This is a genomic window from Microbacterium sp. EG9 (genome assembly GCF_059759475.1).
In genome coordinates, this window is record NZ_CM186217.1 from 1,552,359 (window position 1) to 1,564,828 (window position 12,470).

Here is a 12,470-nt window from a genome sequence, read left to right on the forward strand (position 1 = left end):
GTCGACGGGCGACGTGAGCGCGTCTCCCGCGCACGATGCCCCCGCCGCGGCGGCGGGGGGGCGACGCCTTCGGGTGCACCGACGCGATGATCGCGTTCATGGATGCCAACGGCTACGCCGATCCCACCCCGGCCGATCCGGCCGGTTTCACCTTCCCCGAGTCGGCTGCTCCCCCGGCGGTTCCGGCCTGCTACGTGGTGGACGACTTCGGAGGGACCGCGAGCAAGGGCGCGATCTTCGTCGGCGACACGGATGCCGCGATCGCCGCCATCGGATCGACGCTCTCGGCCGCGGGCTACCAGCAGAACTCCGGCTACGGGGCCTACATCTGGTGGCTGGACGGCGAAGACCCGAGCTCCGCCCGATACGCGGTGGGCGCGGGCCCGCAGCAGATCGACGGGCAGGACGTGATCTGGGCCACCTGGGCGTCGGACTGATTCCGCGCGTCGCGGCGTATTCATAGCTCGCGCTTGCGAGACATCGGGCGCAGCGGTCCTAGCGTGACCGTCGTGACCGTTCTCTCTGCGTCGGCGTCGTCGACGCCGTTCTCCTCCACGCGCGCCCGAACCGGCGTGCGCCGGCGGCTCGGGACGCCCTGGCACTGGTCTCTGCTCGGCATCGGCCTGGTCGCGCTGGTACTCACCGCGTGGGGTGTCGGCGGGTCGATGTCGGACTACTACGCCTCCATTGCGCTGTCGATGAGCCGAAGCTGGCCCGACTTCTTCTTCGGGTCGTTCGATCCCGCCGGCACGGTCACCCTCGACAAGATCCCGGGCTCGTTCTGGATCCCGGCCCTCGTCGTGCGCGTGTTCGGGTTCTCCCCCGCCGCCGTGATTCTGCCCAATGCGCTGGCGGCCGCCGCGGCGGCGGTCATCACGGCGATCACGGCGCGGCGGTGGGCGGGACGGACCGCGGGCGTCATCGCAGGCGCCGTCGTCGCGACGACTCCCATCCTCGTCGCCGTCGCTCGCTCGAACCAGCCCGAGACCTTCTTCGTCCTGGCGTTGGCGCTGACCGCGTGGGCCGCGACCCACGCCCTCCGACGAGCCCACCTCGGCTGGCTCCTGCTCTCCGGCCTGTTCATCGCTGCCGCCTTCCAGACCTACATGCTCGAGGCCTGGGCGGTGTGGCCCGGACTTGCGGCGGCCTACCTCTGCACCCGCCAGCCGTGGTGGCGCCGGGTCTGGCACGTCGCCGTCGCCGGCGTGGTCAGCCTGGCAGCCTCCCTCGTCTGGATCGTGGCGGTCGCGCTGGTCCCGGCATCCGACCGCCCCTACATCGGCAGCACCCTGTCGAACAACCCGTGGGAGATGGTGTTCGGATACAACGGCCTGGGCCGGTTCGGCGCGAGCACGGCCGACACGGAGGCGTACCGCTCGTTCACTCCCCCGTTCTCCGGCGAGCCGTCGGTCGTGCGGCTGCTCAACGGGGCGCTCGCCGACCAGATCGGGTGGATGATCCCGACCGCGATCCTCGCCGTCGTGGTGCTCGCCGTGCTGCGCTTCCGCACGCCGCTGCTCGTCTTCGGGGCGGTCTGGTTCGGCACTTTCGCCGTGATGTTCTCCGTGGTGGCGGGGATGCACCAGTTCTACACGGCGTCGCTGGCCATCCCGATGGCTCTGCTCATCGGTGCGGGCTTCGCCTGGGCGCGTCGACGCCGTGCGCTGTGGGCGCAGATCGCTCTGCCCGCCGTCGCGGCCGTCACCGCGGTGCTGATCGGCGTGGCCGTCGCGGCCGATCGCGGCGCCGCGTTCTCGCTGCCGGTCGCGGTCGTGCAGGTGGTCGTGCTGGGACTCGCCGTCGTGCTCCTCATGATCGAGCACCGGCGGGCTCGGCCCCTGCCTCTGACGGCCGCGGTCGCCGTCGTCGCGATGCTGCTGACACCGGCGGCCTGGTCCGTCGTGACCATGTGGTCGCCCAACTCGACCAACCCCACGGCAGCCGGCGTCGCCGCGACGTCCGGGATCGGCGGCATGGGCGGCTTCGCGCGCGGTGGGATGGGGGCGCCCGGACAGGCGGCGGGCGCATCCGGCTCCGGGCCCTTCGGCTCTGCCCGGTCCGGAACGTCTCGCAGCGACGGGTCGACGCGCACCGACGCGGGCGGATCCCCGGTCCGCCGCGGCGCGGGCAGCGGTGTCGCCGGCGGCGGGGGGACGACGGGCGGCGGGGGGACGAGCCAGGCCACCGCGGCGACGGTGGCCTGGCTCACCGAGCATCAGCAGGGCACCGCCTACCTCGCGGCCGCGTTCGGCGCCCAGAGCGCCGCCGGCTTCATCCTCGCGTCAGACGGCGGATCGTTCCTTCCGATCGGCGGCTTCAACGAGCGCGATCCTGCCCCGACCCTCGCCACGTTCCAGCGCCTCGTGGCCGACGGTGAGCTGCGCTACGTGATCGCAGGATCGAGCGGCGGCTTCGGCGGTGCGGGATTCGGCGGCACGGATGCCGCGTCCACCGCCGCCGGGCAGATCCGCACCTGGGTGCTCGACAACTGCACCGAGGTCACCGACGCGCCGGTCTCCGGGCTGTACTCGTGCGGCGCGTGAGCGCGTCGGCGATCAGCCGACCCGCTGGACGAGCGCGTCGAGGCGGCGGATCGACTCGGCCTTGCCGAGCAGTTCCAGCGACTCGAACAGGGGCGGCGACACGCGCCTGCCGCTCACGGCGACGCGCAGCGGACCGTACGCGACGCGCGGCTTGAGTCCCAGACCCTCGATCAGCGCCTGCGACAGCGCGTCCTGCACCGCCGCGGCCGTGAACCCGTGCTCCGGCACCAGCTCGAGCGCGCCGACGGATGCCACGAGCACCTCCCCCGCATTGGCGGGAAGGCCCTTCAGCGCGTCGTCGTCATAATCCACCTCGTCGCGGAACAGGAATCCCAGCAGGCCCGGCGCTTCACCAAGCAGCTGCATCCGCTCCTGCACGAGCGGGGCCGCGGCATCCAGCGTCGCCTGCTGCGCCGGCGTCGGCGGGGCCTCGACCAGACCCGCGGCGTGCAGATAGGGCACCAGGCGGCCTGCGAAGTCCTCGGCATCCAGCATGCGGATGTGGTCGCCGTTGATCGACTCGGCCTTCTTCTGGTCGAAGCGTGCCGGGTTGGGGTTGACGTCGACGATGTCGAAGGCGGCCACGAACTCCTCGAGGGAGAACACGTCACGGTCGGCGGCGATCGACCAGCCGAGAAGAGCGAGGTAGTTCAGCAGTCCCTCATGGATGAAGCCGCGCTCGCGGTGCAGGAACAGGTCGGCCTGCGGGTCGCGCTTGGAGAGCTTCTTGTTGCCGGTCTCGCCGAGGACCAGCGGCATGTGACCGAATCGCGGCATGAAATCGGTGACGCCGGCCTCGATGAGAGCGCCGTAGAGCGCGAGCTGGCGGGCGGTCGAGGGCATGAGGTCCTCACCGCGGATGACGTGCGTGATGCCCATCAGCGCATCGTCCACCGGGTTGGTGAACGTGTACAGGGCCTGACCGCCCGCGCGCACGACGACGAAGTCGGGGAACGATCCGGCGGGGAAGGTGACCTCGCCGCGGATCAGATCGACATAGGTGAGGTCCTCGTCCGGCACGCGCAGACGCCACGCGGGCTCGCGCCCCTCCGCGCGGAACGCGGCCTTCTGCTCGTCGGTGAGGTCACGGTCGACGTTGTCGTACCCGAGCTGCTTCGCGCGACCCGCGGCCTCGTTGCGGGCGTCGATCTCCTCTGCCGTGGAGTAGGACTCGTACACCGCACCGGACGCGATGAGCGTCTGCAGCACGCCCCCGTAGATGTCGCGCCGCTGAGACTGGCGGTACGGCTCGTGCGGGCCGCCCTTCTCCACGCCCTCGTCCCAGTCGATCTTGAGCCAGGTGAGCGCGTCGACGAGCTGACGGTAGCTCTCCTCGCTGTCGCGCGCGGCATCGGTGTCTTCGACGCGGAAGATCAGCTTGCCGCCGGTGTGGCGCGCGTACGCCCAGTTGTAGAGCGCGGTGCGGACCATGCCGACGTGCGGAAGACCCGTCGGCGAGGGGCAGAACCGCACGCGGACGTCGGTTCCGGAGGCGGTGGTGGTACGGGGATGGATCGCGGCAGACATCCGTCTCAGTCTAGTTGCCGCCCTCCCCCGTCCTGCGGCTCGCGGCTCGGCGATCGGCCGGACGCCGGGTCGGTCATGCGCTCTCGGCGCCGTCGGAGACCCGGCGATGCAGCGCGCTCACCTGCTCCATCAAGACATCGAGCACGGCCCGCACCGAGGGCACGCGCTCGGCATCGCGTGCGGTCACGACGTGCAGGCCCCGTGCCTCGGATGCCGGCAGGGGCGCGGTGACGACGCCGGGCAGTACCGGGAACGACGCGACGGCCATCCGCGGAAGGGTCGCGACCCCGATCCCCTGGGCGACCAGTCCCTCCACCGCCACGGCGTTGTCGGTCTCGAAGCCGATGCGCGGCTCGAATCCCGCGCGTCCGCAGAGCTCCAGCAGGTGACCGCGGCATCGCGGGCATCCGGCGATCCACGTCGCCGCGGCGAGGTCGGCCAGGTCGGACACGGCGCCGTGTCCCTCCGGCAGCACCAGCAGCAGCTCGTCGCGTCCCGCGCTGCGCACCGAGAGGCCGCGGGCGCTCGTCCCGTGCGGATCGTCGCGGTCGCCGGGATAGCTGAAGGTCAGTGCGATGTCGGCGCGGTCCTCGCGGATCGCCTCGACCGCTTCGGGCGGCTCCGCCTCGACATACGTCAGTGACAGGCCCGGATGCGCGACCGCGAGTGCCGCGATCAGGCGCGGCACGAGCACCGGCGACGCCGACGGGAAGGCGACCAGCCGGACGACGCCGGTGCGCAGGCCCCGCAGTTGGGCGAGCTCTTCCGCCGCGGCATCGAACGCATGCGTGACGGCGGGGGCATGGCGGGCGAGCACCCGGCCCGCCTCCGTCAGCCGCACGCCCCGCCCGACCCGTTCCACGACCGCGACGCCCAGGCGCGCCTCGAGCCGGCGCAGCTGCTGGCTGATCGCCGGCTGGCTGTACCCGAGGGCGGCGGCCGCGGCGGTGATCGAACCGGTGTCGGCGATCGCCCGCACGGTGCGGAGCACCTGGACGTCGAGGTCGGGCGCGTCTGGCGTCATGCACACATAATGTCACGGCATGCTTTTCATGCATCACTTGCCGTAGACGCATGCGTGGTGCGGCGTCACGCTGGAACCATGAGCATCGTCGACCTCGAGTCTCTCGCGGACCTGCGCGCACAGTTCCCCTCGGCCGCCGGCTACCTCGCCGCGTGCACGGTCGGGCTGCCCATGAACGCCACCCGTCGCGCGGTCACCGCCGACCTCTGCGGCACGCCCGACATCGCCACCTACAGCCGTGCCGTCGAGGCCTCTCGAGCGCATCTGGCCGGCCTGGTGGGCGTCACCGGCGACCGCGTCGCGATCGGTTCGCAGACCTCGGTCCAGGTCGCGCTCCTCGCCGCCGCACTTCCCGACGGCGCGGACGTGCTCGTCCCCGAGGACGAGTTCTCGTCTCTCGTGCTCCCCTTCGTGCACGCGGGCCGCGGCATCCGCGTGCGCACCGCGCCGCTGTCGCGACTCGCTGACGCGATCACCGCCGACACCGACCTCGTCGCCTTCTCGCTCGTGCAGTCCGCGTGCGGGCACGTCGCCGACCTCGACGCGATCTGCGACGCGGCCGCCGCGGTCGGTGCGAGGACGGTGTGCGACGCGACGCAGGCCGTCGGCTGGATGCCGGTGGATGCCGGGCGCGTCGACGCCCTGCTCTGCCACGCGTACAAGTGGCTCTGCTGCCCACGGGGCGTCGCCTTCCTGGTGCTGAGCGAGGATTACGCGCGTACGCTGACGCCCGTCCAGGCGGGCTGGTATGCGGGAGACGACCCGTGGGCATCCTGCTACGGCGGCGGCGCCGACCTCGCCGCCTGCGCGCGACGCTTCGATGTGTCGCCCGCGTGGCAGGCCTTCGTCGGAGCCGAACCCGCGCTGCGCGCCTTCGCCGCGGCGGACATGCAGGCGGTGCATGCCCATACAACGGGCCTGGCCGCCCGTTTCCGCGCCGCGGTGGGAATCGAGGAGCCCGAGACCGCGACGGCGATCGTCACCTGGCTCGATCCCGACGGCGCGGACCTGGCGCGCCTCCAGTCCGCCGGCATCACGGCATCCGGCCGCAACGGTCGCGCGCGCGTCGCGTTCCACGTCTTCAACGACGCCGACGACGTCGAGCGCGCCGTCGCCGCCCTCGGCCGCTGACCCTCGCGCGGGTGCGTTCTCGCCCCGGCGGGCGCCGTGGGCGTGCCGTACTCAGTCTGCGCGCCCGGACCGAACCCCTGCACCCGCGGAATCACGCGGGCGCCGGGGCTCCGCGGCGCCGGCGAGACTGAATACGGCACGCAGGCTGGACGACCTGTTACGGCAGTCGGCGTCGGCGTCGGCGGACCGGTGCGCGTCGAGCGCGCTGCGCTGGGTGTGCGCACGACGCCGATTCCGCGGAGATGTCGGGATCAGAGGACCGATCCGTGTCAGATCGTCCTCGGTATCCGCCATCTCCTCGGCAGCCGTCCCGTGCACCCCGGCACCCCGGCACCCCGGCGGGTCAGGCGCGCCTCGCGTAGGGCGAGAGCACCGTGACGGCGGCGACGACGACGAGGGCGACCAGCGCGAGACCGCCGTAGCCGACCTGGCTCAGCACCACACCCGCGAGAACCGCACCCACGGCAGCACTGAAGGTCATGATCGTGTCGCTGAGCCCCTGCCGTCGCGGCCGGAGAGCCGTCAGCGAGCTCTCGGTCAGCAGCGCCGCCCCCGACACGGTCGCCGCGCTCCACCCGGCGCCGAGCAGGAACAGCGCGACCAGCACGGCCCACTGCGAGTCGGGGGCCACGGCGGCGAGCACGAGGGCGGCGGCGAGCAGCGCCTGTCCGAGGAGGATCGTCGCGATGCGGCCCCACCGGTCGGCGAGCACGCCGAACAGTGGCGACAGTCCGTACATCCCGAACACGTGCAGCGCGATGGTGGTGCCCACGACGACGGTGACGTGATCCGGCGCGAGGTGAGCGAGGTGGATCGGCGTCATCGCCATGACGGATGCCATCACGACGTGCGAGCCGGCGACGGCGAAGACGGCGTAACGCGCCGCGACCGGGCGATCGACCTCGACGATGCGCTCCCGGCGGGCCTCGCCGCTGCGGGCCAGACGTTGCGCGAGCACGAGCGGATCGGGCCGCAGGGCCACGACGTACAGCACGAACGCGGCGAGCTGAGCGACGATCGAGAACGCATACGAACCGGTCAGCGGCGGCATCCCGAGCGCGGAGCCCACCGCCTCCCCGGGCGTCAGCAGCAGCGGCCCGAGCACCCCTCCCACCGTGGTGGCCCACACGACCGTGCCCAGGTCCCGTCCGCGTCGTTCGGCGGGCGCGAGGTCGGTCGCGGCGAATCGCGACTGCAGGTTGCCCGCGTTGCCGGCGCCGATCAGGATGACGCCCACGATCAGCAGCGGGAAGCTCCGCACCGCGGCGGCCGTGATGACCACCGCGATGCCGACCAGCGCGAAGAGGTTGCCGAGGGTGAGGGCGACCCGGCGCCCGCGTCGCGCGGCGAGACGCGCGAGCGGGATGGCGCAGAAGGAGGCACCGAGCGTGACGGATGCCGTGGCGAGCCCCGACAGCGCCTCCTGCCCGGACAGATCCGCCGCCAGCAAGGCGCCGAGCGACACCGTGGCACCGAAGGCGATGCCGCCCAGCACCTGGCCCGCCGCGAGCACGCCGACCGTTCGCCGCTGCACACGGCCGACGGTCGCGGCATCCAGCTCCGGCTCGACGGTCACGCGTTTCGCGCGGTGTTGCGGAGTGTCCCCAGTCCGGTGATCTCGACCTCGACGCTCTGACCGGCCTCGAACGGCCCGATGCCCGCGGGCGTGCCCGTGAGGATCACGTCGCCGGGAAGGAGCGTGAACGCCGCCGACGCGTAGGCGATGATGTCCGGCACGGAATGCACCATGTCGGAGATCGGACCGTCCTGGCGGACCTCTCCGTCGACCCGGGTGACGATGCGGGCACCGCCGTCCAGGTCGAACTCGGTCTCGATCGCGGGCCCCAGCGGGCAGAACGTGTCGAAGCCCTTGGCGCGCGCCCACTGGCCGTCGGACTTCTGCAGGTCACGGGCCGTGACATCGTTGCCGATCGTGTAGCCGAACACGTAGTCGAGCGCAGCGGATGCCGGGACGTTCTTCGCCACCCGGCCGATCACGACGGCCAGCTCGCCCTCGAAGTCGGTGCGCTGCGACTGCGGCGGGCGCACGATGGCATCTCCGGGACCGATGACCGCCGTGTTGGGCTTGAGGAACAGCAGCGGCGCCTCGGGGGCCTCGCCACCCATCTCCGCGGCGTGGTCGCGATAGTTCTTGCCCACGCACACGATCTTCGACCGCGGGATCACCGGCGCGAGCAGCGCCGCCTCGCCGAGCGGCACACGCTCACCGGTGGTGTCGAAGCCGGCGAACAGCGGATCGCCCGCGAGGACGACGAGCTCGGCGCCGTCGACGATGCCGAAACGGATGGCGTCGTGATGGCTGAAGCGGACGATCCTCACTCCGCCGGCTCCGCAGCGGTCGTGGGCTCGTCCAGCCGGAGCAGCCAGCCGTGGGTGTCTTCGCGCCGCCCGTACTGGATGTCGGTGAGTTCCTCGCGAAGCGACAGCGCGAGCGGTCCGAGGGGCTGCTCGTCGACGAAGTCGCGTCCCTTCAGCACGCCGATCGGCGCGACGACCGCGGCGGTTCCGCACGCGAACACCTCGACGATGTCGCCCGAAGCCACACCGGAGCGCCACTCCTCGATCGACACGGCGCGTCCCTCGATCTTGTGGCCGCGGTCGGCCGCGAGCTGGAGGATCGAGTCGCGCGTGATCCCCTCGAGGATCGAGTCGGACTGGGGAGTGACGATCGTGCCGTCCTTGTAGACGAACACGACGTTCATGCCGCCGAGCTCCTCGACGTTGCGATCCTGGTCGAGGAAGACGACCTGGTCGCAGCCCTGCTCGTACGCCTCGGCCTGCGGGAGCAGGCTCGCGGCGTAGTTGCCGCCGGTCTTGGCGGCGCCGGTGCCGCCCTTGCCGGCGCGGGCGTAGTCCTCGCTGAGCCAGATCGACACCGGCTTCGCGCCACCCTTGAAGTAGGCGCCCACCGGGGAGGCGATCACGTAGTAGCCGACCTTGTTGGCCGGGCGCACGCCCAGGAACGCCTCCTTCGCGAACATGAACGGGCGCAGGTACAGGCTCTGGTCCGCGCCTGAGGGCACCCAGGCGCCGTCGACCGCGATGAGCGCCTTCAGCGACTCGACGAAGTACTCGACCGGCAGCTCGGGCAGCGCGAGGCGGCGGGCGCTGCGCTGCAGACGACGACCGTTCTGGTCGGGGCGGAAGGTCCACACCGAACCGTCGGCGTGGCGGTAGGCCTTGATGCCCTCGAAGATCTCCTGGCCGTAGTGCAGCACGGCGGCGGCGGGGTCGAGCGACAGCGGCCCGTAGGGCTGCACGCGGGGGCGGTGCCAGCCGCCGCGCACCGACCAGCAGATGTCGACCATGTGGTCGGTGAAGGTGGTGCCGAAGGCCGGGTCGGCGAGCAGCTGCTCGCGCTCGGCGGCGGATTTCGCCGCCAGGTTGCGGGTGACCGCGAACTCCAGGGGGGCGAGTCCGGCGTCGGGTTCGTAGGTGAGGCTCATGTCTAGTCCTGAGGGTGTGAGCGGTCGGCGTACGTGCGGCGGTTCCAGGCTACGCCTGGACAGCGGCGGCGATGGCGTCGCCGACCTGGGCGGTGGTGCGGGGCTGCGATCCCCGGGCGGCGATGTCCGCTTCGACGGCGCGGGTGACGCGCGCGGCTTCGTCGGCCAGCCCGAGGTGATCGAGCATGAGAGCGACGGAGAGGATCGCGGCCGTGGGGTCGGCCTTCTGCTGTCCCGCGATGTCCGGCGCCGAGCCGTGCACGGGCTCGAACATCGAGGGGAACGCGCCGTCGGGGTTGATGTTCCCCGAAGCGGCGAGGCCGATGCCTCCGGTGACGGCGCCGGCCAAGTCGGTGAGGATGTCGCCGAAGAGGTTGTCGGTGACGATCACGTCGAAGCGGCCCGGGTTCGTGACCAGATAGATGGTGGCCGCGTCGATGTGCACATAGTCTACGGTCACGTCGGGGTGCTCGGATGCCACGGCATCCACGATCCGCTTCCACATCCCGCCCGCGTGCACCAGGACGTTGGTCTTGTGCACGAGCGTCACCTTCTTGCGGCGACGCTCGGCCTGCGCGAACGCATAGCGCACGACGCGCTCGATGCCGAAGGCCGTGTTGACCGACGTCTCGTTGGCGACTTCGTGCGGGGTGCCCGTGCGGATCGACCCGCCGTTGCCGACATAGGGCCCCTCGGTGCCTTCGCGGACGACCACGAAGTCGATCGCGCCGGGGTCGGCCAGCGGGCCGGGCGCTCCCGGGTAGAGCTTCGAGGGGCGGAGGTTCACGTAGTGATCGAGCGAGAAGCGCAGCTTCAGCAGCAGCCCGCGCTCGATGTTCGCGTCTTTCAGCCGCGGGTCTCCCGGCACGCCGCCGACGGCACCCAGCAGGATGGCGTCGTGCGCGGCGATCGCGGCCAGGTCGTCGTCGGTGAGCGTGTCGCCGGTCTCGAGGTAACGCGCCGCGCCGAGCGAGAACCGTGTCTTGTCGAAGGTCACGTCGGATGCCGCGGTCACGGCATCCAGCACCTTCTCCGCCTCGCCGACGACCTCGGGACCGATGCCGTCACCCGGGATGACGGCGAGCTTGATGACACGCGACATGGAACTCCTCGAAACTGCTCGAAACTGCCCGAACCGTCGACGCGCGGCACTGTCGGCGTCGTCGTCCGGGAGGACGGCTCAGTGCTCGACGTGCGCGCTGCGGGACCCCTTCAGCGTAGTGGCCGCGATGACCGCCGCGATGGCGACGAGCACCGCGCCGATGACGGCGGTGATGCCGACGCCGGCATCGAAGGCGTGCGCCGCGGCGCTGCGCAGGGCCTCGGCGGTCGGGGCGTCGAGCGTGCCCGCGACCGTCATCGCGCCGGCGAGCGTCTCTCGCGCGGCATCCGCGGCCGCCCCCTCGACTCCCGCGGGCAGGACGATCCCGCTGCGGTAGGCCGCGGTCAGGATGCCGCCGAGCACGGCCGTGCCGAGCACGGCGCCCAGCTCGTAGGCCGTCTCGGAGACGGCGCTGGCGGCACCCGCCTTCGCCGGGGGCGCGCTCGCGAGGATCAGCTCGTTGGAGACCGTCTCGGCCGCTCCGATGCCGATGCCGAGCAGCACGAACGCGGCCACGAGCAGCGGCAGCGCGCCGTCGCCCACGGCGCCCGGGACGAGCAGGTACGCCACCACCGAGAACGTCAGCGCGATCGGCACGACCACGCGCGCCGAGACGCGACGCGCGATCGGGACGACCAGGAGCCCGGCGACGATCATGGCCGCCATTCCGGGGACGAGCGCGAAGCCGGCCTCCATCGGCGACAGCCCGACGATCAGCTGCAGGTGCTGTGCGACGAAGTACAGGAAGCCCACCAGCGACACCACGCTCAGGAGGTTGACCAGCAGCGCACCGCTGAACGTGCCGCGCGAGAACAGGCGCATGTCGAGCATGGGCTGCGTCGAGCCGAGCTGGCGACGCACGAACAGCACGCCGAACGCCACGCCGGCGACGGTCAGCACCACCGGCAGCACGCCGAACCCGTGGACGGCGACCTCCTTGATGGCGTAGACGATCGGCACCATCGTCAGCATCGACAGGGCGATGCTCACGGGGTCGATGCGTCCCGGGTGCGGGTCGCGGCTCTCGGGCACCAGCAGCGGTGCGAACACCAGCAGCGGCACGAGCACCGGCACCGACATGAGGAAGACCGAGCCCCACGCGAAGTGCTCCAGCAGGATGCCGCCGACGATCGGACCGAGCGCCGCGCCGGCGGAGAACATCGACGCCCACACCGCGATGGCCATGCGGCGCTGGTCGCGGTCGGTGAAGATGCTGCGCAGCAGCGACAGGGTCGACGGCATCAGCATCGCGCCGAAGACACCCATGCCCGCGCGTGCGGCGATGAGCCAGGCGGCGCTGGGGGCGAACGCGGCGAGCACCGAGACGGCCGCGAATCCGGTCGCGCCGATGAGCAGCATCCGCCGTCGGCCGAACCTGTCGCCGAGGGTTCCCATCGTCACGAGCAGGCCCGCGAGCACGAGGGGGTAGGCGTCGATGATCCAGAGCTGCTGCGCACTGGAGGGGTTGAGGCTCAGGGCGATGTCGGGCAGCGCGAAGCTCAGCACCGTGTTGTCCACGGACACGAGCAGCACGGGCAGCATCAGCACGACGAGCGCGAGCCAGCCGCGCCATCCGACGCGCTTGCCGTTCGCCTCGGCCAGGGTGATCTCTTCTGTCAAAGTCATGATTTCTTTACCGTCCAGCCGGTATAGTAACAGAGATGGAGATCACGCGC

General features: G+C 71.7%; 10 protein-coding genes. 3 read left to right on the top strand and 7 right to left on the bottom strand.

The features are described 5' to 3' along the window. The first annotated feature begins 98 nt into the window (after nt 1–98). Entirely contained in the window at nt 99–437 is a 339-nt protein-coding gene (locus AC6CQV_RS07315) for a hypothetical protein (protein ID WP_498260636.1), read from the top strand. Nucleotides 438–509: 72 nt separating this feature from the next. Next, nucleotides 510–2,543, top strand: coding sequence for an ArnT family glycosyltransferase (locus AC6CQV_RS07320; RefSeq protein WP_498260637.1), 2,034 nt, complete (start codon nt 510–512; stop codon nt 2,541–2,543). A gap of 12 nt (nt 2,544–2,555) precedes the next feature. Here AC6CQV_RS07320 and gltX read toward each other — a convergent pair whose 3' ends face one another. Next, entirely contained in the window at nt 2,556–4,070 is a 1,515-nt protein-coding gene (gene gltX, locus AC6CQV_RS07325) for a glutamate--tRNA ligase (RefSeq protein WP_498260638.1), read from the bottom strand. A 73-nt stretch (nt 4,071–4,143) separates the two neighbouring features. After that, entirely contained in the window at nt 4,144–5,094 is a 951-nt protein-coding gene (locus tag AC6CQV_RS07330) for a LysR family transcriptional regulator (protein ID WP_191008477.1), read from the bottom strand. A 78-nt stretch (nt 5,095–5,172) separates the two neighbouring features. On the opposite strand from AC6CQV_RS07330, the gene AC6CQV_RS07335 reads away from it, so the two are divergent. Further along, nucleotides 5,173–6,225 (top strand): aminotransferase class V-fold PLP-dependent enzyme, encoded by a 1,053-nt coding sequence (locus AC6CQV_RS07335; RefSeq protein ID WP_498260639.1) that lies wholly within the window; start codon nt 5,173–5,175, stop codon nt 6,223–6,225. Between the two features lie 343 nt (nt 6,226–6,568). Here AC6CQV_RS07335 and AC6CQV_RS07340 read toward each other — a convergent pair whose 3' ends face one another. The 5 genes from AC6CQV_RS07340 to AC6CQV_RS07360 all read right to left on the bottom strand — a co-directional run bounded on the left by AC6CQV_RS07340 (nt 6,569) and on the right by AC6CQV_RS07360 (nt 12,420). After that, entirely contained in the window at nt 6,569–7,783 is a 1,215-nt protein-coding gene (locus tag AC6CQV_RS07340; protein WP_101307220.1) for an MFS transporter, read from the bottom strand. A gap of 14 nt (nt 7,784–7,797) precedes the next feature. After that, nucleotides 7,798–8,565, bottom strand: a complete 768-nt coding sequence (locus AC6CQV_RS07345; RefSeq protein ID WP_060958430.1) for a fumarylacetoacetate hydrolase family protein — start codon at nt 8,563–8,565, stop codon at nt 7,798–7,800. Beyond that, nucleotides 8,562–9,692, bottom strand: a complete 1,131-nt coding sequence (locus AC6CQV_RS07350; protein ID WP_060958429.1) for a branched-chain amino acid aminotransferase — start codon at nt 9,690–9,692, stop codon at nt 8,562–8,564. The genes AC6CQV_RS07345 and AC6CQV_RS07350 overlap by 4 nt, the downstream gene beginning before the upstream one ends. A 49-nt stretch (nt 9,693–9,741) precedes the next feature. Beyond that, the gene (locus AC6CQV_RS07355) at nt 9,742–10,794 is read right to left on the bottom strand and encodes a 3-isopropylmalate dehydrogenase (RefSeq protein ID WP_060958428.1); all 1,053 of its coding nucleotides are present in this window, start codon (nt 10,792–10,794) and stop codon (nt 9,742–9,744) included. Between the two features lie 78 nt (nt 10,795–10,872). Next, entirely contained in the window at nt 10,873–12,420 is a 1,548-nt protein-coding gene (locus tag AC6CQV_RS07360) for an MFS transporter (RefSeq protein ID WP_498260640.1), read from the bottom strand. Between the last annotated feature and the right edge of the window lie 50 nt (nt 12,421–12,470).